The following is a 24,167-nucleotide window of genomic DNA, read 5'->3' as shown; positions in this document are numbered from 1 at the left end:
CCGCTGTCAGAGGAAGCCAATGCGCAAGTTCCTGTCGTTCCTGCCGTCACTGATAATGTTGGCGCTGGTGGCGCCGGCCGTCCGTGCCGCGCCCAATGCCCATGCCTTGCCCAACGCCTCGGTTGCGACGAATGCCGCTGCCAAGCCCGCGCCAAAGACGGCCGCGCGCCCGCCACGCGGCACGATCGCGCTGACGTTCGATGACTTGCCGGGCCTGACCCAGCTCAACAGCCAGGCCTACGTCGATTACATCAACGTGATGATCCTGCGGGGTCTGCGGCATTATCATTTTCCGGCGACGGGCTTCGTCAACGAAGGGAAGCTCGCGCTCGACCGTCCGCGCCAGATCGCCAACCTGCGGCGCTGGCTCGATGCCGGGATGGATCTGGGCAACCACACCTTCTCGCACAATTCGCCCAACCAGATCGGGGCGCGGGCCTATATTGCGGACATCGCGCGCGGCGAGCCGGTCATTCGCGAACTGCTGGCGGAACGCCATCGCCGGCCGCGCTGGTTCCGCTACCCCTATCTGGAGACCGGATCGCCCGAAGCGGTCAAGCGCGAGATCGAGCAGTGGCTGACGGAGCATGGCTACCACAACGCCCCGGTCACCATCGACGCGGACGACTGGGAGTTCGCCGAGCCTTACGATGACGCCATCGCCCGGCATGACGAACCCCGTCGGCAGCGCATTCGCGCGACGTACCTGGCCTATACCGAACGCACGATCGGCTGGTATCGCACGGCGTCGCGCGCGCTGTTCGGTCGCGACATTCCCTATGTCATGCTGTTGCACGCCACGCGGCTCAATGCGGACAGCATGGACGAACTGGCCGCCATTCTGAAGCGCCAGCGGCTGCGTCCGGTCTCGCTGGACCAGGCGATGCGTGATCCGGCGTACCGCACGCCCGATCCCTATAGCGGCAAGGACGGGATCGAATGGCTCGAACGCTGGTCGATGGAACTGCACAAGCCGCTGCCGTGGGACAGCTTCGAGGATGTGCCCAAGGCCATCCAGGAGGACTACAAGCGCGTGGATGCGGATCAAAAGTAGGGCGTTTCAGCCGATCAGGTCGCGCAGCATCCACAGCGGCAGGTACGGGCGGGCGAGCGCCTTGTCGAGCGCATAGGGCCACCACCCTTCGCCGAACGGGATATAGACGCGGACCGGCACACCCAGCTTGCGCGCGATGGCCGTGGTGCGCCGCATCGGCAGCCCCCGCAACTGTTCGAGTTCGCACGGCGTGCCGGCGGCGCGCAAGGTGCGCAGCGCATGCTCCGCTAGTTCCGGCTTGTGCGTTGCGATCGCCACCGGGGCCGACCGGCCGGCAAGCGTTTCCACCAGCGCGCGATAGGCGTGGTCCATGTCGCAATCGGGCCAGTCGGGATCGGCCCATTCGCCCTTGACGATGCGCAGGCGGGCGGTGGTGTCGCGCAGGCGCGCCGCATCATCCATGCTGCGCCGCCAGCGTGCGGGGAGAACGCAGCCGGTGCAGGGGCGTTCGGGGAGCAGGGCCGCGAGATATGCGTGGATCGGCCCGGCGTCCTTCAGCGCGTGGGCATCGAACAGGAGAGGCATGGCGGCGCTGTCTGCCGCCTGCGCGATGGTGGCGAAGGCTGGCTCGTCGAACGCCAGCGTTGGCAGCTTCGCCGCGAGGTACGGCGTGCCGTCCTGCCCTGCCAGCAGCGCGATCACGGCGATGTTCTTGGCCGCCACGGCAGCGGGTTCCGCGTCCGGCCCCGGGATGTAACCCGTTGTTACCCAGATCCCGCGCTGTTCGAGCCGCCGCGCCAGCCGCGCGACGGATTGCGCATCCGGCGCGGGCAGCAGGCGCCCCAGACGGCCGGGAAGGGCATATCGCGCGTCACGCAGGGCGGCTTTCACGCCGTGCATCAGGCACCGGTTTCGGGAAACAGGCGCTGGCGCAGCCAATCGCCGCCGTCCACGGCCAGTGCCGCCAGCCCGGCGAGCGAAAACGGATACGTGCGCAGCCGCACGCATTCGTGGTGATCGCGCGTCCACAGTTCGGAAATCCATGGCTCGATATTGCCGAGCAGTTCGTAGGCGATCAGCCCGCGCGCGGCGGCGTATTGCAGCGTGTGCAGCATCAGCAGCGTTCCCGGTGAACATTTGCCGAAGCGTTCGTCGTAGCCGATCTTGAACAGCCAGAAGCGCGCGGCGTGCTCGATCGCAAGCTGCATGGCGGCCGGCTGTCCATCGATGCGCACGAAGGCGACGCGGAACGTGCCGGCGGCGCTGGCGGCGCGGAAGAAGGCCCGGAAGAAATCGGCCTTGGCGCGATCGCTGGCCATGGCCGTCCCTGCCTCCTTCTTCCAGCTGTGCAGTTCGACATCGAGCGCCTCGTCGAACCAGCGGTCGAAGGTGTCTGGATCGGGCGCGTGGACCTCGTAGGTCACGGCACCCATGGCCGCGGCCTTGCGCGCGGCGCGGCGGAAGTCGGAACGGCGGCCGGCGTTGAACTGGTCGTCAGGGTGTTCCCACGCCGGTCCAAGCGTGATCGTGGGACAGGGCAGGGCGGACCGGACCGACACCAGTCCGCGCCCTTTCATCGCCGCGCGCAGCGTGGGGACGAGCAGCGACTGCGCCGGTATCCGGTCCAGCGAGACGGGCTGCGATTGCCCGGCGATGGCTTGGGCGAGCCGGCGCGCGGCTTCGGGGCTATCATAGAGCGCATCGCAAGGTTCATAGACCTCGCGCGCGCCGGGCATCCGCCAGCGGTGTGGTCGGCTGGACGCATCGCGATACAAGGGCAGCAGCGCCGCCAGTCCCTCCCAGCCCTGCGCGGCCAGTTCCTGCCCGCCGATCTCGTGGGTGATGGCGAAAACGTTGATGTCGGCGCCGGCCAGCATCGAACAGGCTAGCGCGGTGACGAAGGCCAGGCCCTGCGTTGGCAGGGCGGCGGACGCTTCGAGGCGGGTCCATGCCGCGCAAAAGGCGGGATCGGCAAGGGCCGGGCCAAACGCCACCGCGTTGGGCGCGCGCACGGAAGCCGACCGCGGCGCGGTCTCGCCCTCGATATGCGGTTGCGTGCGGATCACTTGCCGTCCCTTCCGTCAGAGTGGCCTCTAACCGAAGGGGTTTAATTTTTCGCTGCGCGCCGGGTGGTGCAGCGGCCTGACAAGGGGGTGATCGGGCAGGCGCGGGGCCTGCCCGTGCGGGCTGTCAGTCGGCCCAGTACAGCGCGGTGGGGTTGTCGATCAGCAGCTTGCGCTGGAGTTCCGCGGTCGGCGCGATCCGGGGGATCATATCGACAAGGTGGCCGTCGTCGGGGATTTCGGTGTCCATGTTGGGATGGGGCCAGTCGGTGCCCCACAGACAGCGATCAGGATAGTCCGCCACCAGCGGCGCCACCGCGTCGGCAAAGGCGTTCCACGGATCGCCCGCGCCGCCTTCCTTGATCGCGTCGAGCCGGTCGGGGCAGGTGGCCTTGAACCAGATGTCGTCGCGGCTGTCCAGGAAGGCGCGGAAGGCCTTCATGTCCGCCCCGTCCGGCCCCTGTCGCACATCGGGGCGGCCCATGTGGTCGATCACCAGCGGCACGGGGATGGCGTCCATGAACGGGCGCAGTTCGTCGAGAATATCGGCCTCGAAATAGATCACCACGTGCCAGCCCTTGGGCAGCCGGTTGGCGATTTCGAGGAACTTGTCCTTCGGCGCGTCATCGACCAGCCGCTTGAGGAAATTGAAGCGGATGCCGCGAATGCCGCCTTCGTGCAGGGCATGAAGATCGGCTTCCGAAATTGCGGGATCGACCACGGCCACGCCGCGCGCCTTGCCATCGGACTTGGCGATGGCATCCAGCGTGGCGGCGTTGTCGGTGCCATGGCAGCTCGCCTGCACGATCACGTTCTTGGCGAAGCCCAGGTGATCGCGCAGCGCGAACAGCATGTCCGGCCCGGCATCCCGCGGCAGATACTTGGCCTTGGCGCTGAACGGGAACTGCGCCATCGGGCCGAACACGTGGCAATGCGCGTCGATGGCGCCGGCGGGCGGCGTGTAGCGCGGCTTGGACGGGTTGGTGTGCCAGCTCAGGATGCGATCGGTCATTCGTACTTCTCCGGTTTTCGTCATTGCGAGGAGCCGGAGGCGACGCGGCAATCCAGGGCGGTTGTGCGTGGACCTCTGGATTGCTTCGCTTTGCTCGCAATGACGAAGCAATGTGGGTGACAGGCTATCCGAACACCACGCCGTCCATCAGCTTGCGCGCGGTGCGCAGCAGCGCGGCGGTGCGTACGGCGCCGGTTTCGTCGGTTTCGAGCACGCAGCTCATTTCGCCGGTGGGGTGTTCCACCGACAGCGTCTTGCGCTCGCCTTCGGGGATCACGGCGACTTCGGCGGCGGGGGAACCCGGGATGAGGCAGGCGGTAGCGACGCTCACCGCCCCCAGCACGCCGATCGTGGCGTGGGCGCGGTGGGGAATGAAGCTGCGCACCGTAACGGCGCCGCCGTTCTTCGGCGGGGCGACGAGCATCATCTTGGGGACGGACTTTTCCTTCACGTCACCCAGGTTCATGCGCTCGCCCACGGCCAGGCGGATGGCTTCGATTTTTGCCTTCAGTTCGGTGGCGTTGTCCAGCCAGTCGCGGTCCTCGTAGCCAGTGATACCGACGTCCTGCGCTTTCATCACCACGCAGGGCATGCCGTTGTCGATCAGCGTGACCGGCACGCCGTTGACCACATCGACCGCGTTGCCCGAAGGCAGCAGCGCCCCGCACGAAGATCCGGCGGTATCGCGGAACTCCAGTGGGACCGGCGCATGGGTGGCCGGCACGCCATCGATCGCGGCAGTGCCGGCGTACGTCACCTTGCCGCCCGGCGTTTGCACCGTGGCGACCGCGACCTGGCCGGTGTTTTCCATGAAAATGGCGACGCGGGTTTCCTCGCCGGTGGCGGCGACAAGACCGCGCTCGATCGCGAAGGGGCCGATGCCCGCCAGGATGTTGCCGCAGTTCTGCGCGTCGGTAACGATCGCCTGATCGACGAAGACCTGCAGGAACAGGTAATCGACGTCGATCCCCTCGCGCGTGGACTTCGCTACCACGGCCACCTTGCTAGTCAGCGGGTCCGCGCCGCCCATGCCGTCGATCTGGCGCGGATCGGGGCTGCCCATCACGCCGAGCAGGAACGCGTCGCGCGCGGCGGTATCGACGGGAAGGTCTTCCTTGAGGAAGTATCCGCCCTTGGACGTGCCGCCGCGCATCCACATGCAGGGTGCTGAATGAGAACTCATGCCAAAGCTCCGTTCGTGTCGAGCCTGTCGAGACACGTTGCGCGCGGCGTCTCGACTACGCTCGACGCGAACGGGGAAGGGGCGCTTGCGCGCACCCCTTGTCTCATACGTATTGTCTCATACGTACTTCAGCCCTTCCTTCTCGAGCCGTTCGCGCATCTTGTACATGTCCAGCCCCAGGACCCCGGCGGCGAGCTTGGCGCGCTTTTCGCCTTCGTTGGCTTCGCGCGCCTGCGCGGCTTTCAGCACGGATTCGGCGTTGGCGCGGGGAACCACGCAGACGCCATCGTCATCGGCTACGATCACGTCGCCCGGATTGACCAGCGCATTGGCGCAGACCACGGGCACGTTGACGCTGCCCAACGTGTTCTTGACCGTGCCCTGCGCATAGATCGCCTTGGACCAGACGGGGAATTCCATCTCGGTAAGGTCGCGCACGTCGCGCACGCCGGCGTCGATCACTAGGCCGCGGCAGCCGCGCGCCTGGGCGCTGGTGGCGAGAAGATCGCCGAAGTAGCCGTCCTCGCACGGAGAGGTTGGCGCGAGCAGGAGGATGTCCCCGGCCTGGAGCTGTTCGATGGCGACGTGGACCATCCAGTTGTCGCCGGGAGGGGCGCTGATCGTCAGCGCGCTACCCGCGATGCGCGCGCCGCGATAGATCGGGCGCATGTAGCTGGCGAGCAGGCCGGTGCGGCCCTGCGCCTCGTGCACGGTGGCCACGCCACAGGCGGCAAGGCCGTCGATCACGGCCGGATCGGCCCGCTCGATGTTCTGGACGACGATACCCGACATAGCCCGTGCTCCCAATTGAATGGCGTGATCTCGCCGTGTCCATGGGCCGCACGCGCCATGCCAGCCAATGCAATGTTTGGCGCGGGGCATAAGGAAATGCTAAGCGAGTGGCATGAGCGAGCGGCCTCTCAATATCCGGCACTTCGCTGCGCTGGCGGCAACGGTGCGGCACGGCAGCGTGACCCGCGCGGCGCGCGCCATCAATCTGACGCAGCCTGCGCTGACACAGGCGATCGCGCGGCTGGAGGCGGACCTCGGCTGCGCGCTGTTCGAGCGCGGCGCGGCTGGCATGACCCCGACGGAACCCGCGCTGCTGCTGGCGCCGCGCGCCGATGCGGCGCTTGCGCACATCGGTTCCCCGCGTGTGACCGGCACGCAGATGCGCGCGTTCCTGGCGCTGGCTCGGGCGGGAAGCTATGCCGTCGCGGCCGAGGAGACCGGGCTTTCCACCGCCTCGCTGCACCGGGCCGTGGCCGATCTGGCCGTCGCGCTGGGGCAGCGGCTGGTTGACCGGCGCGGCCGTTCGGTGATGCTGACGCCGGCTGGGGAGCGGCGCGCGCGCGGGTTCGGCCTCGCCATGGCGGAACTGCGCGCGGGCCTTGCCGAAGTGGCGGCCTGGCAGGGCAAGGCGGCGGGGCGCATCGTGGTGGGGGCGATGCCGCTTTCGCGCGCGCGCTGGCTGCCGGAAACGATGCTGCGCTTCGTGCGCGACTGGCCGGGGGTGGATGTCGCGGTGGTGGAAGGCAGTCATGCCGAGCTCGCCGGCCCGCTGCGCGATGGCGAGATCGACCTGATGCTGGGCGCGCTGCGCGAGGCGGCCCTGCTCGACGATCTGGAACAGGAAGCGGTGTTCGAGGATCGCCCCGCGCTGGTGATGCGCGCGGGCCATCCGCTGCTGGCGCTGCCCACGGTCGATGGCGCGGCGATGACCGCCTATCCCTGGATATTGTCGGGGCGCGACACGCCGTTGCGCCATTACTGGGAAGCGATGATGCGCGCGGTGGGGGCGGACCCGCCGCATGTCGGGATCGAATGCGGATCGGTGCTGACCGTGCGCCAGCTGCTGCGGGGAAGCGATGCGCTGACGCTGCTGTCGCCGGCGCAGCTCGCGGTGGAACTGGATGCCGGTGTGCTAGCGATGCGGCCGCCGCCGGTTCCGGTCACGCGCACGATCGGGATCACCACCCGTCAGGGTTGGCGGCCCACCGCGCCGCAGGCCGCGTTCGTCACGCTGCTGCACGAGGTTGCGGAGGCGGGTTTCGCATAAATTTATGCCTGCGCCCATCTTTGCATTTCCCGGGGCGGGCCTCTCCGCGCAGGAGGGCGATCGATGGATGCCACTCTTGCCCTGATCGGGTTCGGCGAAGCCGGATCCACGTTCGCCAAGGCCGCCGGCTGGGAAGCGGGCGCGCTGGCCTATGACATCGATCCCACGCGGCGCGCGGTGATGGAGCAGGCCGGCGTCGTCGCCTGCGCCACCGCCGAATGCGCGCTGACCAGCGCGGACTTCGCGCTTTCGCTGGTGACGGCGGATTCCGCCCTGCCGGCGGCGCGCGACTATGCCGGGTTGCTGAAGGCGGGGGCGATCTGGTGCGACATGAATTCGGTGGCGCCCGATACCAAGCGCGCTGCTGCGAAGGCGATCGAGGCGGCGGGCGGGCGCTATGTCGACGTGGCGGTGCTGGCGCCGGTCCATCCCGCGCGCATGAACGTGCCGCTGCTGCTGGCCGGCGAAGCGGCGGCCGACGCGGAAGCGCTGTTACGCGAAGCCGGATTCGCCAACGTGCGCATCGTGGGCGACGAGATCGGCCGGGCGAGCGCGATCAAGATGATCCGTTCGATCATGGTCAAGGGCGTCGAGGCGCTGACCGCCGAGATGATGCTGGCCGCAAGCGCCGCCGGCGTGGTGGACGAAGTGCTGGCCTCGCTCGACGCCAGCGAGAAGCGGGAAAGCTGGGCGGTCCGCGCCGCCTACAATGTAGAGCGCATGACGACGCACGGCATCCGCCGCGCTGCCGAGATGGAAGAAAGCTGCAAGACGCTGGAATCGCTGGGGATAGAACCGGTGATGACCAGCGGAACGGTCCGCCGCCAGCGCGAGCAGGCGGGCAAGACGATCGCATTCAAACCGGAGAGGACTGAAGTCGCATGACCATGATCATCGACTGCCACGGCCATTACACCGTGCTGCCAAAGGCGCACGATGAATGGCGCGAAAAGCAGAAGGCCGCGTTCAAGGCCGGGACCGAATGCCCGGCTTACCCCGATATCTCGGACGACGAGATCCGCGAAACCATCGAATCGAACCAGCTTCGCCTGCTGAAAGAGCGCGGCGCAGACATGACGATCTTTTCGCCCCGCGCTTCGGCGATGGCGCCGCATGTGGGCGACCAGTCGGTCGCGGTGAAGTGGGCGCAGGTCTGCAATGATCTGATTGCGCGCGTCGTTGGCCTCTATCCCGAAACGTTCGCGGGTGTGTGCATGCTGCCGCAATCGCCCGAAGCGGACATGACCAGCTCGATCGCGGAGCTGGAGCGCTGCGTGAACGAGTTGGGCTTCATCGGCTGCAACCTCAATCCCGATCCGGGCGGTGGGCACTTCAAGCATCCGCCGCTGACGGACGAATACTGGTTCCCGTTCTACGAGAAGATGTGCGAACTCGACGTTCCGGCGATGATCCACGTTTCGGGTTCGTGCAACCCGGCGATGCACGCCACCGGCGGCTATTACATCGCGGCGGACACGATCGCGTTCATGCAACTTCTGGAAGGCGACCTGTTCGGCCGGTTCCCGACTCTGCGCTTCATCATCCCGCACGGCGGCGGCGCGGTGCCCTATCACTGGGGCCGGTATCGTGGCCTCGCCGACATGCTGAAGAAGCCCGGCCTCGACACGCACCTGATGAACAACGTGTTCTTCGATACCTGCGTCTATCACCAGCCGGGCATCGATCTGCTGGCCGACGTGATCGAGAACAAGAACATCCTGTTCGGCAGCGAAATGGTCGGCGCGGTGCGCGGGATCGATCCGACCACCGGGTTCTATTTCGACGACACCAAGCGGTATGTCGACGCGCTGGACATCAGCGACGCCGAACGCCACGCGATTTTCGAGGGCAATGCGCGCCGGGTGTTCCCGCGCCTTGACGCCAAGCTGAAGGAGAGGGGCCTGTGAGCGATACGAACCAGAAGCCCACGCAGAACATCCACGAATACCTTGCCGAGTTCGAGGACATACCGGGCACCCGCGTCTATACCGCCGCCCGCGCCCGCAAGGGATACTGGATCAACCAGTTCGCGATGAGCCTGATGAAGCCGGAAAACCGCGAGCGGTTCAAGGCCGACGAGCGGGCCTATCTGGACGAATGGAAGATCAGCGAGGACGCGAAGGAAGCGTTGCTGGCGCGGGACTACAACCGCCTGCTGGACCTGGGCGGGAACGTTTACTTCCTGTCGAAGCTTTTCTCGTCGGACGGCCTGCCGTTTGCCGAAGCGGTGAGCACGATGACGGATATGACCTGGCCGGAATACCGCCAGATGATGCTGGACGGCGGCCGCTCGCCCGAAGGCAACCGATCGATCAAGGGAGGCTACTGATGGCCAAGATTACTGCTGGCGTCGGTTCGAGCCACGTTCCCCTGCTGGGTGTCGCCGTGGACCAGGGCAAGTGGCAGGACGATTATTTCGGCCCGATCTTCAAGGGGTACGAATGGACCCGCGAATGGGAAAAGGAAACGAAGCCCGACGTGGTGATCCTGGTCTATAACGACCACGCTTCCGCCTTTGACGCGAACATCATCCCGACGTTCGCGATCGGTTGTGGTGAGCACTACAAGTCGGCCGACGAAGGCTGGGGGCCGCGCCCGGTGCCCGACGTGGAAGGCCACGCCGATCTCGCCTGGCACATCGCGCAGAGCCTGATTCTCGAAGACTTCGACATGACCATCATCAACGAGATGGATGTCGACCACGGGTTGACCGTGCCGCTCTCGATGATGTTCGGCCAGCCGGAAAAGTGGCCGTGCAAGGTGGTGCCGCTTGCGGTGAACGTCGTCACTTATCCGGTGCCTTCGGGCAACCGCTGCTGGGCGCTGGGCGAGGCGATTGCCCGCGCGGTCGAAAGCTTCCCGGAAGACCTCAACGTGCAGATCTGGGGCACGGGCGGCATGAGCCACCAGCTTCAGGGGCCGCGCGCCGGCCTGCTGAACCGCGAATGGGACAACAAGTTCCTCGACCTGCTGGAATCGGACAATGACGACGTGCGCCATATCCCGCATATCGAATACCTGCGCGAAACCGGCAGCGAAGGCATCGAGATGGTGATGTGGCTGATCATGCGCGGCGCGCTGGGCAAGAAGGTCAAGCGGCTGAACCGCCACTACCACATTCCCTGCTCGAACACCGCCATCGGGCACATCGTGCTCGAACCGGCGGACTGAAACGATCCACCCTGCCGGGCGGCTTCCGGGCCGCCCGGTCTTTTTTGAAGGAACTGACCCCATGCGTATCGCCCTCGCAGGCGCCGGCGCGTTCGGCGAAAAGCACCTCGATGGCCTGAAGAACATCGATGGCGTCGAAATCGTCTCGATCATCAGCCGCACCGGCGAACAGGCTGCCGCCGTTGCCGCCAAGTATGGCGCGAAGCATTCGTCCACCGAACTGGAAGACGCCTTGGCGCGCGACGACGTGGACGCCGTGATCCTGTGCACGCCCACCCAGATGCACGCATCGCAGGCCATCGCCTGCATGAAGGCAGGCAAGCATGTTCAGGTCGAGATTCCGCTGGCCGATAGCTGGGCGGATGCGCAGGACGTGCTGCGCGTGCAGGAGGAAACCGGCAAGGTCTGCATGGTGGGCCATACCCGCCGCTTCAATCCCAGCCACCAGTTCGTGCACAACCGGATCAAGGCGGGCGAGTTCAACGTCCAGCAGATGGACGTGCAGACCTATTTCTTCCGCCGCAGGAACATCAACGCCAAGGGCGAGCCGCGTTCGTGGACCGACCACCTGCTGTGGCACCACGCCGCGCACACGGTGGATCTGTTCGCCTATCAGGCGGGCAAGATCGTGAAGGCCAACGCGGTGGAAGGCCCGGTCCATCCCGAGCTGGGCATCGCCATGGACATGTCGATCCAGCTCAAGAGCGAAACCGGCGCGATCTGCACGCTGTCGCTGTCCTTCAACAACGACGGACCGCTGGGCACGTTCTTCCGCTATATCGGCGATACCGCGACCTACATCGCGCGCTACGACGATCTGGTGAACGGCAAGGAAGAACCGATCGACGTGTCGAAGGTTGCCGTCAGCATGAACGGCATCGAACTGCAGGATCGCGAATTCGTCAGCGCGATTCGCGAAGGGCGCGATCCCAACAGCTCGGTGGCCAAGGTGTTCGATTGCTATCGCGTGCTGGGTGAACTGGAGCAGCAGCTCGCTCAGGGCTGATTCCCGCACCCTTTCCCCGAAGGTCCGCTCAGCCCGCTGGCGGAGCGGACCTTTCTGTTTGCAATACTAACAATTGTGGTCTTTTCTCCGGATCGTCCGGCGGTAGCGGCGGGCGCAGGAGAAGGATGCATCGATGGAAGCGCTCATCGCCTATTCGGGTCGCCGCTTCGCACGCCCGCGCTACTATGCCAACGCGCACGAGCGGGACGAGGTGGATATTTCGCCGGTGCCCATGCCCTTGCACGATGCGCGCGCCATCGGGACAACGATCGATCGCGAGGGCTTCCAACTCGTCACCCATCGCAGCGCCGTTTCCGATTTCACAGACCGCGAACAGGTCGTTTCACTGCACATGCACGAGATCGTGGAACTGGTCCGCCATGTGACCGGGGCGGATCATGTCCACGTCGGCAGCCCCGGCTTGCTGCGCTTCAGCGAACGATCGGGCAGGGCGGGCAGCCTCAACAATTCCATGCCGGCGCGCTTCGCGCATATCGACATTTCGGACAGGACCGCCGCGCTGTTCGGCGAACGCGGGGCGGCGGGCCGGCCGTTCCTGCGCTGCGCGCATTACAACGTATGGCGCGCGCTGTCCCCGCCGCCGCAGGACGTGCCGCTGGCCCTGTGCGATGCCCGCACGCTGGCGCTGGAAGACCTGATCGAAGCCGATGCCGTGTTCGACGAGGAGGGCAAGCCGGAATGGTCGTTCGAAGGGCTGGTGATTGCGCACAATGCCGCGCATCGCTGGCACTATTTCCCCGCGCTGATGCGGGACGAGGCGATCCTGTTCAAGACCAACGATACGGATGAGGATCGGGCGCATCACGTTCCCCACGTGGCGTTTGACCTGCCCGATTGCCCGGCGGATGCGCCGGCCCGGGTCAGCATAGAGATGCGCGCAACGGCCTGGTGGTGGGCGTGATCCCGTTCGCCGGTGGTGCAATTGCGGCACCCCGTGGCACCTGCTTTGCAACAGTGATTGCGTCGTACCGCCTAGGAGGCTATTTTCGCGATAAACTTCGCTTGCGAGCAGTCGGGAATGCAAGGAGTCGCAGTCCGTTTCGTTTGAAGTCCACAACCTGTTTGTCGCTCCCTGTTTCACATCGCTGTGCGAACATTTGGTCAGCCACAGGCGTTTAGGGACGGACTTCTGATCGGTTGGAGAGGAGGCCGATTTACCCGCCCAGCGGGAAGGCAGCTTCCAGGACCGTCGTCGCATTTGCGGCGGCGGTCCTTTCCGTTTTGGCCCTGGCGAAATGCGGCAATGCTGCACCTTCCTCCGTTTCAAATCGCGCCGCGCCCTTGCGGAATCGGTTGGCATCGGACGCGCCGGCCTGTATGAAATAATAACAATTGGTAGGATGAGGATCGATGGGCGCTTTTCCGCAGACTCCGTATTTCACCGGCCTGAACGAACCGGTTGGCCAGGACGTTGACCTGAAGGGATTGGCCGTGGAGGGCACGCTGCCGGCCGAAGTGCACGGCAGCTTCTTCCGCGCGGTTCCCGATCCGGCCTTTCCGCCCAAGTTCGCCGACGATCACACGCTGTCGGGCGATGGCATGGTCAGCCGCCTGTCGTTCAACGCGGACGGCACGGCCGATTTTGCGATCCGGTTCGTGGAAACGGCGCGGCACAGGGCGGAGAAGGAACGGGGCCGCGCGCGCTTCGGCAAATACCGCAACCCCTATACCGATGACGAGGACGTGCGCGGGATCGACCGCACCGTCGCCAACACCACGCCGGTCTGGCACGCTGGCCGCCTGCTCATGGCGAAGGAGGATGGGCGCCCCTATCGCGTCGATCCCCGCACGCTCGAAACCATCGGCTCGCATGATTTCGACGGCGCGCTGAAGTCCGAGACCATGACCGCCCACGTGCGGATCGATGCCGGGACCGGCGAACTGTTCTTCTATGGCTACGAGGCGGACGGCCTTGCATCGCCGAAAGTCGCCTACTGCATTGTCGGCCCTGATGGCGTGCTGAAGTCGGAGCAGTGGTTCGATGCGCCCTACTGCGCGATGATGCACGATTTCACGATCAGTGAGAACTATGCGCTGTTCCCGATCTATCCGACGACGGCCGATCTGGATCGCATCAAGGCCGGGGGCGAGCACTGGCACCACGAACCGGAACTCGCGTCCTGGCTGGGCGTGATGCCGCGCTATGGCGACGTATCGGAAATTCGGTGGTTCAAGGGACCGGAGGGGTGCCACTCCTACCACATGATGAACGCGTGGGAGGACGAGAACGGCCTGCTGCATTTCGATGCGTGCCTGAACAACACCAACGCCTTCGCGTTCATCCGCGAACCATCGGGCATCTTCATGGCGCCGCAGGAGGTCCAGGGTGCGCTGACCCGCTGGACCGTCGATCCCAAGGCGGAGAGCGGCGAAGTGACCGAAACCATCATCGGGCCACCGGGCGATTTCCCGGTGATCCCCGCCGCGAAACAGGGGCGCCGCTATGGCCACGGCTGGATGCTGTCGATGAATCCCGCGTTGCAGGGGCCGCCGCTGTTCGCCGGGCCGGTGGGGGTCAGCTTCAACCTGCTGGTCCGTCTGGACGGGATGGACACGGCCGCGCCGCACGTCTCGCAGGCGCTGCCCCTGCCGCCGCAGGCCGGCTATAACGAGCCAGTGCACGTGCCGGCGAAGGACCCGGGGCACGATGGATGGCTGATCATGATCGTGGACCGGCAGGTTGGCGACAACAGCTTCGTGCACGAGGCCTGGGTAGTCGATGCCGGCAACCTTGCGGCGGGGCCGGTGGCGAAAGTGGCGATACCCGCCCGGTTGCGTCCGCAAGTGCACGGCTGGTGGGTGCCGCAGGCGCAACTGGATGCGGTGGCGTGACGCGCATCGTCATCGCCGGGCAGCAAGATGATCTTGGGAATTGCGGAAATGCTGCGCCACACCGCGCGCAGCATTTCCGTCTGACGGACCCGTCAGAGATACTGTGTGTATAGCGCCAGCATGCGGCCCCAGGCCTTCTCGGCCTGCGCCTTGTCGTAGATCGGCGCGTCGATCGTGCACCAGCCGTGCTGGGCGGGATAGACTTCGATCTCGGCGGGCCGCTTCGCAGCATCCGCCGCTTCGCGCAGCCGGACCTTGTCGTCGGGCGCGCGTGCGTCATCGTTCTGCGCGATCGCGAAGAGGTAGGCCGCCTGAGTCTGCGCGAGCAGCTTGTGCGGGCTGTCGGGCGTGTCGTTGACCAGGCTGGCGCCATGGAACGAGGCCGCCGCGCCGACCCGTGCGGAATTGGCCAGCGCGGTGCGGACGGTGAACGGTCCGCCCATGCAATAGCCGCAGGTGCCGATCTTCCGCCCCGTGTCCACTTCCGACTGCCCGTCCAGCCAGGCGACGAAAGCGGCGGCATCCCGCACGGTTCCCGCCGGTGTGATCGCCGCGATCATCGGCGCCAGCTTTTGCTGCCCTTCGGGTGAGCGCCATTCCGACAGGCTGTTGAGAATCGGCGCCGGGCTGGAGCGGTAATACTGGTTGACAACGAGCACAGCGTAGCCCGCTTCGGCCAGCCGCGTGCCCATGGTCCTGTAGGCGTCGCGCAGGCCGGCGATATCCGGCCACATGATCACGGCGGGATGCTTGCCGCCTTCGGGGTGGACGAAGAAGGCATCGGCCTTTCCGTCAGGCGTGGTGATCGTCACTGCGCGGCTGGCTACCTTCATCGCGCCCGCGCCATCACGCGTCTGGGCCATGCAGCCGGGTACGATGGTCATAGCTGCCGCGCCCGCCCCCAGGGCGGTGAATTGGCGGCGGTTCAACGCCAGCCAGCTTTGGTTATCGGCTTCGGTATCCTGATCGCACATCGTCATCTCTCCGTGAAATCCCCGCCGATCGCGAGGATAGCGACGAAGCCGCGTGGCGCAACCGATGGCCGTCAGGTGAGATCGGAAAGACCGATGATCCGGCCGGCCTTTGCCGCCTTGTTTGCCTCGCGCCGCAGGCGTTCGATTTCCCGACGGGCGGGCGGCGCTTCCTCGTCGGGCAGGGCGGCCACGCTGTCCCGGAAGATTTCCTCGAAATCCTCGCGGAACTCGGGATGCGTGAGGATAAGCGCCCTGTCTTCGACCATGCCCGCGAACACCTTGCGGCCGACTTCGTATGGGTCCATCCCCGCCTCGAAAGCCGTCCCGAACTGCTCCAGCTCCGCCCGGGCAACGGGCGCAAAACCGCTGTCGGCGAAAGTGTCCGGGCGCTTGAGCGCCGAATCCCATGCGTTGGTCCGGGTTAGCGCCGGGCAGCACAGCGAACAGCCGATGCCGTGGGGGGCTAGGTTGTAGCGCAGCGATTCGGTCAGGCCGCGCACGGCGAACTTGCTGGCGGTGTAGATGCCGGCTTGCGGCCCCGGCAGGAAGGCCGCCATCGAGGCGATGTTGACGACGTGACGCGGTCCCTCGGCCGCCTTGATCCCGGGCAGGAAGCTGACCAGTCCGTTGACCACGCCGCCGAAATTGACGCCCATGATCCAGTCGTAGTCGGCATAGCTCGCCTCGTCGGTGGGTCCGAACACGCTGACGCCGGCGTTGTTCACCAGCACGTGCACCGCGCCGAAATGCCGTTCCACCGACTCGGCCGCTTCGGCGAAGCCGGTACGGTCGGTCACATCCAGCGGCACGAACAGCGGCGGTTCCCGCCCGTTGTCGGCAAACCAGCGCGCGGTCTGTTCGCGATGGGCCTCGTTGCGATAGCTGAGCGCCAGCCGCAGGCCGGCATCGCTAAGCGCCTGCGCCACGCCAAGACCGATCCCGGTGACACCCCCGTCACGAAGGCGACCTGGCCGGACCACTCCGAACCGTCTTTTTTTGCAGCCGCCATGTTTTCCTCTCGCAATGGTTCTCTCGCTTGTTATTGTTAGTGTTACATACAAAAATTGGAATTGGGAGAGTAGAAATGACGGACGTTTCCGCCCGCCTGGAGGCGCTGGAAAACCGCTTGGGGCTGCTGGAGGACGTGAACGCCATCCGCCGCTTGCACTGGGCCTATGGCTATTACATCGACTTCAACCGGGCCGACGACGTGGCCGAGCTTTTTGCCGAGGATGGCGAGGTGATCTTCCTGTCGGGCATCTACCGGGGCCGCGAAGGCGCCCGCCGGCTCTATGGCACCTGGTTCCGAAGCTTGTTCCTGGCCCCGGGCGAGGAAGCGCCGGCCTATGGCTTCCTGCTCGATCATTTCCAGATGCAGGACATCATCACCGTCGCGCCCGACCGGCAAACCGCAAAGGGCCGGTTCCGCGGCATGCTGTTTGGCGGCAGCCACGAAACACGCGCCTTCAAGCCGGAAGGTCTGCCGCTCCAATTTATGGAAGCGGGGATCTACGAGAACGATTACGTGCGCGAAGATGGCGTGTGGAAGATCAAGCGGCTGGACTACATGATGCAGTGGCAGGGCGAATACGAAGCCGGCTGGTCGAAGACCACCGCGCATCTACAGCCCTTGACCGAATGCTATCCCGAAAATCCGTTCGGCCCGGATGAAATCCGCAGCGCGGAAATCCGCCAGACATGGCCACACCGCCATGATGTGCCGATGCACTTCGCCCATCCCCGCTTTGGCGCGGTGCTGGCCAGCAAGGCGACATCATGACGCGCGTTGGGATCGATCGTCAGGCGGGTCCGTGACGATCCATCCAGGCCGGAATGCGCGCCAGCACGGCCTGCATGGCCTGGCCGAACGCCGCGCGCTCCGCCTTGCCGAGATCGGCGAAAAGGGCTCCGCCCACGTTCGCCATGGCGGGCAGCGTGTCGGCAAAAACAGCCTGCCCTCGCGCGCTCAGCCGGAAAGGTTTTCGGCGCCGGTTCGCCGGATCGCTGCCGGATTCGACAAGGCCGCGTTCCAGCAGGCTGGCCAGCGCGCGGCTGACATTCATGGGAGGCACTCCCATGATTTCGGACAGGTCGTGCCCAGCCAGTTCGCCTTCGCCGCCGAGCGCGAGGATCAGGCGCAGGTCGGTGGCACTCAGTGCGAGCGGCTCCGCCACGCCTTCGCGCATCGGACCGGCGATGAAGGTGGCGAGCTTCAGCAGGTCGATCAGCAGGGCGACGTTTTCGTTGCCGTCGGTCTGGGGATCGGTGGGGGCGGAAGCCATGGAAGTCATGGCGTTTCCTATCGCCGCACCCGGCGCGTACGGCAAGAGGCGGGCGCCAAGCGGGCAGAGTTCTTGTGGCTTTTGTGCATCAGCGCGGTTTTTGCTGCGGCATGGTGCAGGAAGCGCTTGCCATGAGTAAGTTTGTATGCCTAACTAACAATTAGCAAGGCTTTCCCGTAGAGGATACTAACAGGAGAGGGGATATGGCAATCGCCAACCGTACTGCAGGAATCGTGCGTCTTTTTTCCGCGGGAAGTGCCGCGGCGCTGGCGTTTGGTCTCGCCATGCCCGCCTTCGCGCAGGAAGCCGCGCAGGCACAATCATCAGCGGATGAATCCGCCGCGTCGCGGGAAATCGTGGTGACGGCGCAGTTCCGGTCGCAACGCTTGCAGGATACCCCGTTGTCGATCACGGCGGTCGATTCCAAGCTTCTGGAAGCACGCAACCAGACGGATATTTCCCAGATCGCGGCCCAGGCGCCCAACGTCCAGCTGACGCAGATGGGCGGGGCCTTCGGATCGTCGATGGCGGCCTACATTCGCGGCATCGGCCAGTATGACTTCAACCCCGCCTACGAACCGGGCGTCGGCATCTACGTCGATGACGTCTATTTCGCGACCCTGACCGGCAGCGTCATGGACTTGCTGGACCTGGATCGCGTGGAAGTGCTGCGTGGTCCGCAGGGAACGCTGACGGGCCGGAACTCCATCGGTGGCGCGATCAAGTTGTTCTCGGCCAAGCCCGCCGCGGAAAACAGCGGCTCGGTCGAGGCGGCCTATGGTTCCCGCAACCGCATCGATCTGCGCGGAAGTGCCAATTTCAAGCTTGCCGAGGGGCTCTATGCCCGCGTTTCCGGGGTGTTCAAGCGCCAGGACGGCTATGTCAGTCAGATTGACTATGGCTGTGCGAAGCCGGGCAATGCCCTCGGTATCGCCGGCAATGCCTCCACGCCGTCGAACTGCGTTGTCGCCAAGCTTGGCGAGAAGAACTATTCGGGTCTGCGCGGGTCACTGCGTTACAATCCCAACGACACGATCGACTGGACGGTGACCGGCGATTACACCTACGAAAACCGCACCAACGCGGCGGGTGTGCTGTCCTATTCCAACCCTGCGAAATCGGACGGGATCGATTTTACCTGCGGCCGCTATTGCACCTATGCCAGTTTCTACCTTCCGGCTGGCGGGCAGGCCGCGCAAGCCTATACCATGCCCAACACCACGAAGTTCACGGGCTGGGGCGTTTCCAGCAATTTGAACATTTCGCTGAACGATTCGCTGAAGATCCAGTCGATCACGGCCTATCGCAAATATCGCGAACAGTTTGGCACCGATGACGATTACACGCCCGATCCGCTCATTGGCGGCGCCGGCTTCAACGATCTGCGCTTCCGCTTCTTCAGCCAGGAACTGCGCCTTAACGGCAAGATCGGCGATATGGTCGACTGGACCCTGGGTGGCTATTACAACGACCAGCAGTCGATCTACTTCACCCGGCAGGACATCCGCTATATCGGCCATGGCGCGCCGCCGTTGTTCCTGCAGTTCCTGGGCAACGATCCGGTCAACGCCAACAGCAAGGCGGCGTTCGGTACGGTCATCGTCCGGCCCGTCGAAGGGCTGACGATCACCGGTGGTCTGCGCTACACCAAGGAGCACAAGGACTACACCTTCGTTCGCAAGAACTGGAGCGGCGGTCCGCTGGTCGATATCTTCGGTGTCGGCGCGCTGGATGGTTCGGTTGCCAAGTACGATGGCCACAAGGTCGACTGGCGTATTTCGGTCGACTATCGCTTCAGCCCGCAAGTTTTGGCCTATGCGACCGTCAGCACCGGTTTCAAGGGCGGCGGTGTGACCGCGCGTCCGTTCACCAAGGCGCAGGCGAAGAACGGTACCTTCACGCCGGAAACGCTGACCGCTTACGAAGGCGGCCTGAAGACCGATCTGTTCGACCGCAAGCTGCGCCTGAACCTTTCCGGCTTCTACAACGACTACAAGAATATCCAGCTGCCGATCGGCGACTGTTCGCTGCTTGATGGTTTTGCCGTGGGAACCGATCCGTTCCCCTGCGCGGCGATCCAGAACGCGGGTGACGGGCATATGGCGGGCGCCGAGGCCGAACTGAGCGCAAGCCCGATCCCCGGTCTCGATATCGATGGTTCGCTCAGCTACATCGACGGCTCGTGGTCGCGCATCGGGCCGACGGTGGGCGGATCGATCCGTCTGGCCGATCCGATCACCACGCCGAAGTGGCGGTGGAGCCTTGGCGTGCAGTACCGCGCCGATCTCGGTTCTTCCGGTTCCATCACGCCGCGCATCGACCTGTCGCATGTGGGCAAGCAGACGATCGGGCGCCTCGCGCTGGGCGGCGGTAACTTCGGGCCGCTGGATTACAACCCGTCCTACACGCTGGCCAATGCTCGCATCACCTGGCGGAACGCAAACGAGGATCTGTCGATTTCGGTGGAAGCGCAGAACCTGTTCGACAAGTATTACTACCTGCCGTTGCGGTTCCAGGCGCTCGCGTCGTCCGCCGGCACGGCCTATTCGAACGTCGGCCGGCCACGCGAATTCGCGGTGACGGTGAACAAGAAGTTCTGATCTTCCCCGGCGCGTGAACGCCAGCGAAGGGGCGGCCGGCAACGGTCGCCCCTTTTTGCGCGTGCTCCGGGCTTGCCCGTGTCGGGTTGGGGGGAAGTATCAGGCCGTCGCGTGTTTTTCGCGGGCATAGGCCTGCGTCCCCAACGTATGCACGCGATCGGTCGGCAATACCGTATCGACATCCAGATCGGGCTGGCCGTCCAATTCCGCATAGAGCGGCGCGAAATCGGTCTCGATGGTCTGTCGCAGCAGGTCTTCGAAGCTGTCGATCACGAAATAGCTCTGCTGGTAATCGTCGATGCGGTAGCGCGTGCGCATCAACCGCCGCAGGTCGAAGCCCAGACGGTTGGGCGAGGGATCGTCCAGCGCGAACACCGATTCCCCGAACGACGAGACGATCCCGGCGCCATAGAGCCGCAACCCGCTCTCCTGCCGGATGAGTCCGAATTCCACCGTGTACCAGTAGATCCGCGCCAGCCGCTCGATCGCTCCCAGCCCGTCCGCGCGCAGACCACCTTCGCCATAGGCCTGCATGTAGTCGGCAAACACCGGGTGCGCGAGCAGCGGGACGTGGCCGAACACGTCGTGGAACACATCAGGTTCCTGCAGGTAATCGATCTGGTCAGGCGTCCGGATGAAGCGGCCGGCCACGAACCGGCGGTTGGCGAGGTGCTCGAAAAACACCTTGTCCGGCACGAGGCCCGGTACCGCGACCACCTGCCATCCCGTCGCCTTCATCAGCCGTTCGGACAGTTCCTCGAAATCGGGAATGCCGGGCTTCGTCATGCGCAGGACGTCCAGCCCGGCGATGAATTCGGGCACGACCCGGTCGGGCAGCATCCTGGCCTGCCGTTCGAACAGCCGGTCCCACATCGCGTGTTCGGCGGGGGTATAGGATGCCCAGTCCTGCCGGATCGTCCAATCTTCTGCCGCTTCGGGCGGGCGGGCGGTGTGTTCCTGAGCCATGCCGCATGATCGCACAACGCGCGTGCAATTCCTGTTCAAAATGCAGGCGCATCGTGCGATATGTGAGATAGAATTTCGCAATCGTGGAAATTATGAAAGAATCGCTCGACCTGGACGCACTCGACCGGCGCATCGTCACGGAACTTCAGCGCGATGGCGCGCTGTCGAACACCGATCTCGCGCAGCGCGTCGGCAGCACCGCGCCATCGTGCTGGCGACGGGTGAAGCAGCTTGAGGATGCGGGAGTTCTGCACAAGCCGGTGTGGCTGGCCGACCCCGAACGGCTGGGGCAGGGCGTCAACGTGATCTGTAACGTCCGGCTCAAGGGCCATCAGACGGAGAGCGTGGAAGCGTTCGAGACGTTCGTGCGCGATCAGCCCCGGATGATGGAATGCTATTCGATGTCCGGCGAATGGGACTACATGATCCGCGTGGTGGCGCGCGATGTCCGGGATTACGAGGCGTTCCTGATGCGCGTGCTGCTCAAGCACCCGTCGGTGGGCGCGGCCTCTTCCCATTTCGCCTTGCGCGCGGTGAAGTACGAAACCGCCCTGCCGTTGTCTGTGGAAGCCACGGCGTAGCGCACGGCTTGCGATGGGCGGCAACGATCAGGGGCGTTGCGCCCAGGCCGTGATGCGGCGTGCGTCCATCGCCCCGGAGATGCGGTCCACCTCGCGCCCGCCCGAAAAAAGGATCATCGTCGGGATCGACCGGATGCCATAACGCGCGGCCAGCGCCTGTTCCCGTTCGGTATCCACCTTCAGCAACCGCACCGAGGGTTCGAGTGCCTGCGCGGCCGAGGCGAAGGCCGGGGCCATCATCTTGCATGGACCGCACCACTCGGCCCAGAAATCGACGAGCACGGGCAGCGTGCCCTTGCCCACGTGCCGGTCGAACGCGGCCAGCGTGGCGTTCAGCGGTTGGCCGGTGAACAGCGGCGCCTTGCATTTGCCGCAGGTGGGATGCTGCGTCAGTCGCCCCTGCGGCACGCGGTTGGCCGCCTCGCACCGGGGGCAGATGACGATCGCGGCATCGGTCGGGGTCATACGGCTCGTCCGTTCTGGCAATCAGCCCTTCGCCGCGAACTGGTCATAGGCCTCGACCGCCTGCGCGGCATACATCAGGCTGGGGCCTGCCCCCATGTAGAGCGCCATGCCCATGGTTTCCATGACCTCTTCGCGCGTCGCGCCGTGCTTCACCGCCGCCTGGGCGTGAAAGGCCACGCAGCCGTCGCAGCGGATCGCCACGGCAATGGCCAGCGCGATCAGTTCCTTGGTCCTGGTATCGAGCGCGCCGGCATCCGTGGCGGCCTTGGCCATGGCCGAAAACGCCTTCATCACCTCGGGCGCGCCAAGCCGCACTTCCTTGATCGCCCCCGAGAGTTCGGTTGCCATCGCTGGCCAGTCCTTGTGCATTGTCATGCTCCTTTACCGGATTTCGCTGTAAATTAATATTGACTTATATAATGTAATTACAATATAAGCAACATCAAATTATGAGGGCGCCGCAAATCGCCCTCCGGACACGGAAAGGACAACGGATGGTCTTCGGTTTCGGAACGCCCCGGCATGCGGAAATCGGCGCAACCGAGCTTGCCGCGCTGCTGGACGAGGGCAAGGCGCTGGTGGTGGATGTGCGCGAGGCGGACGAGTTCGCCGCTGGCCACATTCCCGGTGCGGTCAACATGCCGCTGTCGACGTTCCAGGCCTCGCGCCTGCCCGATGCGGCTGGCAGGAAACTGGTGCTGAACTGCCTTGGCGGCAAGCGTTCGGCCATGGCGCTCGACAAATGCGCGGTGGCGCAGGCCGCCGTCGACACGCACCTGGCGGGCGGCTTCAACGCATGGGCTTCGGCCGGGTTGCCGATCAAGCGCTGATCGATCCGGCCGGACATCCGGCTGCAAGGGGCGCGTTTGGGGAAGCGGGCGGCGGCTCAGCCGGCCTTGCGGGCCTTCAACGCCTGCATCTCCTGCGCGGTAACCACGCCGTCGCGGTTGGTGTCCGCCGCCTCGAAGGCCGGGGCGGGGCCGTCGACGAATTCGGCGCGGCTGATGCGCCCATCGCCGTTGCGGTCGTAGAGCTGGCGCAACTGGACCAGACGATCCGAATCCCAGCGGCTGCGCATCAGCGCAGGCAGGTCATCGCGCGAAAAGGCGCCGTCCCCGTTGCGATCCATGCGTTGCCACTGGCTGACGCGCCATGCGCCCAGTTCAGCGCGGCTGATCGCGCCATCCCCGTTGGCATCGGCTTCGCGCAGGCGATCGGCGGCGCCTTCGGGCAGCGCGGTGGCGCGGGCAGGGGCGGCATGGGCGACGGCGGGGATGATGGCCAGCGCGACCAGCGCGATCGAAAGGGCTTTCATAGGTTTTTCCTTACGGCGACGGGAAGGGCGCGGGAAGCCGGAAGCTCCCCGCGCCGGAGGGAAAGGGAAGGGCCGGGATCAGCGGCAGGGAATCGTGGCGCCGGAGGCATCGGTACAGCTGCCGGAGTGGACGGGCTTGCCCGTGGCCGGATCGATCGTGGTCGAACCCGAATAGGAATTGCCGGTGGTGGCGCTTGTCGCCTGGGTGGAGCGACTGCCGTTCCAGGTGCCATCGGCCGAGCGGGTGAAGCTGCCCGCGCTGCTGGCGGCCCCGCGCGCACCGCTGGCGGCGGCCTGGCCGCTACGCGTCACGGTGCCGTCGGGCGAAACCGACGTGGACGAGCCGCGATAGCCGCGGCTGCCGTTGGCGCCGCGGAACGCACTGCCGCTGGCATGCGTCACTGTGCCGTCGGACGACTGATAGGTGCCGTGGGCGCGTCCGGCGATGCCGCGTGGCCCGGCGACGCCGGTGGCCGCGCCATTGGCGCCGCGAACGCGCACCATCCCCTGCCTTGCCTCGGCGGCGGTGGCACCGGCAAGCAGGGTCGTGGCGGCGAGCATGGCGATCATCGTGTTCATGGTCTTGCGCATCATGGTCTGGTTTCCTTTGCGTGAAAATGAACGCCGTTGTCCGGCGATGGAA

General features: G+C 65.5%; 26 protein-coding genes. 13 read left to right on the top strand and 13 right to left on the bottom strand.

Features of this window, described 5'->3' with window-relative positions:
* Positions 1 to 19: 19 nt before the first annotated feature.
* Complete coding sequence (locus tag FA702_RS07600) at positions 20 to 1,054, top strand: polysaccharide deacetylase family protein (RefSeq protein ID WP_136955650.1); 1,035 nt, start codon at positions 20 to 22, stop codon at positions 1,052 to 1,054.
* Between the two features lie 6 nt (positions 1,055 to 1,060).
* Here FA702_RS07600 and FA702_RS07595 read toward each other — a convergent pair whose 3' ends face one another.
* The 5 genes from FA702_RS07595 to ligK all read right to left on the bottom strand — a co-directional run bounded on the left by FA702_RS07595 (position 1,061) and on the right by ligK (position 6,044).
* Entirely contained in the window at positions 1,061 to 1,894 is an 834-nt protein-coding gene (locus tag FA702_RS07595) for a proline dehydrogenase (protein WP_136955649.1), read from the bottom strand.
* On the bottom strand, positions 1,894 to 3,060 hold the full coding sequence (locus tag FA702_RS07590) for a GNAT family N-acetyltransferase (RefSeq protein WP_136955648.1): 1,167 nt from the start codon (positions 3,058 to 3,060) through the stop codon (positions 1,894 to 1,896). Before FA702_RS07590 ends, FA702_RS07595 begins: the two co-directional genes overlap by 1 nt.
* Positions 3,061 to 3,184: 124 nt before the next feature.
* On the bottom strand, positions 3,185 to 4,069 hold the full coding sequence (locus FA702_RS07585; protein WP_136955647.1) for an amidohydrolase family protein: 885 nt from the start codon (positions 4,067 to 4,069) through the stop codon (positions 3,185 to 3,187).
* Positions 4,070 to 4,193: 124 nt separating this feature from the next.
* Positions 4,194 to 5,252, bottom strand: a complete 1,059-nt coding sequence (locus tag FA702_RS07580; RefSeq protein ID WP_136955646.1) for a 4-oxalomesaconate tautomerase — start codon at positions 5,250 to 5,252, stop codon at positions 4,194 to 4,196.
* A 117-nt stretch (positions 5,253 to 5,369) separates the two neighbouring features.
* On the bottom strand, positions 5,370 to 6,044 hold the full coding sequence (gene ligK / locus FA702_RS07575; RefSeq protein ID WP_136955645.1) for a 4-carboxy-4-hydroxy-2-oxoadipate aldolase/oxaloacetate decarboxylase: 675 nt from the start codon (positions 6,042 to 6,044) through the stop codon (positions 5,370 to 5,372).
* A 112-nt stretch (positions 6,045 to 6,156) separates the two neighbouring features.
* Here ligK and FA702_RS07570 point away from each other — a divergent pair, with 112 nt between their 5' ends.
* The 8 genes from FA702_RS07570 (at position 6,157) to FA702_RS07535 (ending at position 14,341) form a co-directional block, all read left to right on the top strand.
* The gene (locus tag FA702_RS07570; protein WP_136955644.1) at positions 6,157 to 7,311 is read left to right on the top strand and encodes a LysR family transcriptional regulator; all 1,155 of its coding nucleotides are present in this window, start codon (positions 6,157 to 6,159) and stop codon (positions 7,309 to 7,311) included.
* 63 nt (positions 7,312 to 7,374) lie between these two features.
* Complete coding sequence (locus FA702_RS07565) at positions 7,375 to 8,196, top strand: NAD(P)-dependent oxidoreductase (protein ID WP_136955643.1); 822 nt, start codon at positions 7,375 to 7,377, stop codon at positions 8,194 to 8,196.
* A complete protein-coding gene (locus tag FA702_RS07560) occupies positions 8,193 to 9,218 on the top strand; it encodes an amidohydrolase family protein (RefSeq protein ID WP_136955642.1) in 1,026 nt (341 codons plus the stop codon). The genes FA702_RS07565 and FA702_RS07560 overlap by 4 nt, the downstream gene beginning before the upstream one ends.
* Positions 9,215 to 9,640, top strand: coding sequence for a protocatechuate 4,5-dioxygenase subunit alpha (gene ligA / locus FA702_RS07555; RefSeq protein ID WP_136955641.1), 426 nt, complete (start codon positions 9,215 to 9,217; stop codon positions 9,638 to 9,640). Before FA702_RS07560 ends, ligA begins: the two co-directional genes overlap by 4 nt.
* Positions 9,640 to 10,482 (top strand): class III extradiol dioxygenase subunit beta, encoded by an 843-nt coding sequence (locus tag FA702_RS07550; protein ID WP_136955640.1) that lies wholly within the window; start codon positions 9,640 to 9,642, stop codon positions 10,480 to 10,482. Before ligA ends, FA702_RS07550 begins: the two co-directional genes overlap by 1 nt.
* A 61-nt stretch (positions 10,483 to 10,543) precedes the next feature.
* A complete protein-coding gene (locus tag FA702_RS07545) occupies positions 10,544 to 11,488 on the top strand; it encodes a Gfo/Idh/MocA family oxidoreductase (RefSeq protein WP_136955639.1) in 945 nt (314 codons plus the stop codon).
* Between the two features lie 133 nt (positions 11,489 to 11,621).
* A complete protein-coding gene (locus FA702_RS07540) occupies positions 11,622 to 12,410 on the top strand; it encodes a CmcJ/NvfI family oxidoreductase (RefSeq protein WP_136955638.1) in 789 nt (262 codons plus the stop codon).
* A 449-nt stretch (positions 12,411 to 12,859) separates the two neighbouring features.
* Complete coding sequence (locus FA702_RS07535) at positions 12,860 to 14,341, top strand: carotenoid oxygenase family protein (RefSeq protein ID WP_136955637.1); 1,482 nt, start codon at positions 12,860 to 12,862, stop codon at positions 14,339 to 14,341.
* Positions 14,342 to 14,433: 92 nt separating this feature from the next.
* On the opposite strand, the gene FA702_RS07530 is transcribed toward FA702_RS07535, so the two are convergent.
* Both FA702_RS07530 and FA702_RS07525 read right to left on the bottom strand, forming a co-directional pair.
* Positions 14,434 to 15,315, bottom strand: coding sequence for a dienelactone hydrolase family protein (locus FA702_RS07530; protein ID WP_136955636.1), 882 nt, complete (start codon positions 15,313 to 15,315; stop codon positions 14,434 to 14,436).
* A 71-nt stretch (positions 15,316 to 15,386) separates the two neighbouring features.
* Positions 15,387 to 16,241 (bottom strand): SDR family oxidoreductase, encoded by an 855-nt coding sequence (locus FA702_RS07525; RefSeq protein ID WP_255504757.1) that lies wholly within the window; start codon positions 16,239 to 16,241, stop codon positions 15,387 to 15,389.
* Between the two features lie 158 nt (positions 16,242 to 16,399).
* Between FA702_RS07525 and FA702_RS07520 the strand changes: the two genes are divergently transcribed.
* Positions 16,400 to 17,095 (top strand): nuclear transport factor 2 family protein, encoded by a 696-nt coding sequence (locus FA702_RS07520; protein ID WP_136955634.1) that lies wholly within the window; start codon positions 16,400 to 16,402, stop codon positions 17,093 to 17,095.
* A 19-nt stretch (positions 17,096 to 17,114) separates the two neighbouring features.
* On the opposite strand, the gene FA702_RS07515 is transcribed toward FA702_RS07520, so the two are convergent.
* A complete protein-coding gene (locus FA702_RS07515; RefSeq protein WP_136955633.1) occupies positions 17,115 to 17,606 on the bottom strand; it encodes a MarR family winged helix-turn-helix transcriptional regulator in 492 nt (163 codons plus the stop codon).
* A 224-nt stretch (positions 17,607 to 17,830) separates the two neighbouring features.
* On the opposite strand from FA702_RS07515, the gene FA702_RS07510 reads away from it, so the two are divergent.
* Positions 17,831 to 20,197 (top strand): TonB-dependent receptor, encoded by a 2,367-nt coding sequence (locus tag FA702_RS07510; protein ID WP_255504756.1) that lies wholly within the window; start codon positions 17,831 to 17,833, stop codon positions 20,195 to 20,197.
* 99 nt (positions 20,198 to 20,296) lie between these two features.
* Here the strand turns inward: FA702_RS07510 and phhA are convergent, their stop codons facing one another.
* Positions 20,297 to 21,163, bottom strand: coding sequence for a phenylalanine 4-monooxygenase (phhA, locus tag FA702_RS07505; protein ID WP_136955631.1), 867 nt, complete (start codon positions 21,161 to 21,163; stop codon positions 20,297 to 20,299).
* A gap of 92 nt (positions 21,164 to 21,255) precedes the next feature.
* Between phhA and FA702_RS07500 the strand changes: the two genes are divergently transcribed.
* Positions 21,256 to 21,744 (top strand): Lrp/AsnC family transcriptional regulator, encoded by a 489-nt coding sequence (locus FA702_RS07500; protein ID WP_136957298.1) that lies wholly within the window; start codon positions 21,256 to 21,258, stop codon positions 21,742 to 21,744.
* A gap of 27 nt (positions 21,745 to 21,771) precedes the next feature.
* Here the strand turns inward: FA702_RS07500 and trxC are convergent, their stop codons facing one another.
* The gene (gene trxC, locus FA702_RS07495) at positions 21,772 to 22,209 is read right to left on the bottom strand and encodes a thioredoxin TrxC (protein WP_136955630.1); all 438 of its coding nucleotides are present in this window, start codon (positions 22,207 to 22,209) and stop codon (positions 21,772 to 21,774) included.
* A gap of 21 nt (positions 22,210 to 22,230) precedes the next feature.
* Positions 22,231 to 22,578: a carboxymuconolactone decarboxylase family protein gene (locus FA702_RS07490; protein WP_136957297.1), complete on the bottom strand. Its 348-nt coding sequence runs from the start codon at positions 22,576 to 22,578 to the stop codon at positions 22,231 to 22,233.
* 125 nt (positions 22,579 to 22,703) lie between these two features.
* Between FA702_RS07490 and FA702_RS07485 the strand changes: the two genes are divergently transcribed.
* Complete coding sequence (locus FA702_RS07485; protein WP_136955629.1) at positions 22,704 to 23,039, top strand: rhodanese-like domain-containing protein; 336 nt, start codon at positions 22,704 to 22,706, stop codon at positions 23,037 to 23,039.
* Between the two features lie 56 nt (positions 23,040 to 23,095).
* Here FA702_RS07485 and FA702_RS07480 read toward each other — a convergent pair whose 3' ends face one another.
* Both FA702_RS07480 and FA702_RS07475 read right to left on the bottom strand, forming a co-directional pair.
* Complete coding sequence (locus FA702_RS07480) at positions 23,096 to 23,524, bottom strand: EF-hand domain-containing protein (RefSeq protein WP_136955628.1); 429 nt, start codon at positions 23,522 to 23,524, stop codon at positions 23,096 to 23,098.
* Positions 23,525 to 23,602: 78 nt separating this feature from the next.
* Positions 23,603 to 24,118, bottom strand: coding sequence for a hypothetical protein (locus FA702_RS07475; protein ID WP_136955627.1), 516 nt, complete (start codon positions 24,116 to 24,118; stop codon positions 23,603 to 23,605).
* Positions 24,119 to 24,167: the final 49 nt, after the last annotated feature.

The sequence above is a fragment of the Novosphingobium sp. EMRT-2 genome, assembly GCF_005145025.1.
Taxonomy (GTDB): domain Bacteria; phylum Pseudomonadota; class Alphaproteobacteria; order Sphingomonadales; family Sphingomonadaceae; genus Novosphingobium.
This window is presented reverse-complemented; position numbering and strand designations above follow the sequence as displayed.

Bases quoted from the DNA above. Each gene is read 5' to 3' on its own strand.
- phhA (WP_136955631.1), bottom strand. From the start codon at position 21,163: ATGGCTCAGGAACACACCGCCCGCCCGCCCGAAGCGGCAGAAGATTGG.
- FA702_RS07560 (WP_136955642.1), top strand. From the start codon at position 8,193: ATGACCATGATCATCGACTGCCACGGCCATTACACCGTGCTGCCAAAG.
- FA702_RS07535 (WP_136955637.1), top strand. From the start codon at position 12,860: ATGGGCGCTTTTCCGCAGACTCCGTATTTCACCGGCCTGAACGAACCG.
- FA702_RS07595 (WP_136955649.1), bottom strand. From the start codon at position 1,894: ATGCACGGCGTGAAAGCCGCCCTGCGTGACGCGCGATATGCCCTTCCC.
- FA702_RS07480 (WP_136955628.1), bottom strand. From the start codon at position 23,524: ATGAAAGCCCTTTCGATCGCGCTGGTCGCGCTGGCCATCATCCCCGCC.
- FA702_RS07475 (WP_136955627.1), bottom strand. From the start codon at position 24,118: ATGATGCGCAAGACCATGAACACGATGATCGCCATGCTCGCCGCCACG.
- FA702_RS07520 (WP_136955634.1), top strand. From the start codon at position 16,400: ATGACGGACGTTTCCGCCCGCCTGGAGGCGCTGGAAAACCGCTTGGGG.
- FA702_RS07585 (WP_136955647.1), bottom strand. From the start codon at position 4,069: ATGACCGATCGCATCCTGAGCTGGCACACCAACCCGTCCAAGCCGCGC.
- FA702_RS07540 (WP_136955638.1), top strand. From the start codon at position 11,622: ATGGAAGCGCTCATCGCCTATTCGGGTCGCCGCTTCGCACGCCCGCGC.
- FA702_RS07530 (WP_136955636.1), bottom strand. From the start codon at position 15,315: ATGTGCGATCAGGATACCGAAGCCGATAACCAAAGCTGGCTGGCGTTG.
- trxC (WP_136955630.1), bottom strand. From the start codon at position 22,209: ATGACCCCGACCGATGCCGCGATCGTCATCTGCCCCCGGTGCGAGGCG.
- ligK (WP_136955645.1), bottom strand. From the start codon at position 6,044: ATGTCGGGTATCGTCGTCCAGAACATCGAGCGGGCCGATCCGGCCGTG.
- FA702_RS07500 (WP_136957298.1), top strand. From the start codon at position 21,256: ATGAAAGAATCGCTCGACCTGGACGCACTCGACCGGCGCATCGTCACG.
- FA702_RS07600 (WP_136955650.1), top strand. From the start codon at position 20: ATGCGCAAGTTCCTGTCGTTCCTGCCGTCACTGATAATGTTGGCGCTG.
- FA702_RS07490 (WP_136957297.1), bottom strand. From the start codon at position 22,578: ATGCACAAGGACTGGCCAGCGATGGCAACCGAACTCTCGGGGGCGATC.
- FA702_RS07545 (WP_136955639.1), top strand. From the start codon at position 10,544: ATGCGTATCGCCCTCGCAGGCGCCGGCGCGTTCGGCGAAAAGCACCTC.
- FA702_RS07570 (WP_136955644.1), top strand. From the start codon at position 6,157: ATGAGCGAGCGGCCTCTCAATATCCGGCACTTCGCTGCGCTGGCGGCA.
- FA702_RS07515 (WP_136955633.1), bottom strand. From the start codon at position 17,606: ATGACTTCCATGGCTTCCGCCCCCACCGATCCCCAGACCGACGGCAAC.
- FA702_RS07485 (WP_136955629.1), top strand. From the start codon at position 22,704: ATGGTCTTCGGTTTCGGAACGCCCCGGCATGCGGAAATCGGCGCAACC.
- FA702_RS07550 (WP_136955640.1), top strand. From the start codon at position 9,640: ATGGCCAAGATTACTGCTGGCGTCGGTTCGAGCCACGTTCCCCTGCTG.
- FA702_RS07565 (WP_136955643.1), top strand. From the start codon at position 7,375: ATGGATGCCACTCTTGCCCTGATCGGGTTCGGCGAAGCCGGATCCACG.
- FA702_RS07580 (WP_136955646.1), bottom strand. From the start codon at position 5,252: ATGAGTTCTCATTCAGCACCCTGCATGTGGATGCGCGGCGGCACGTCC.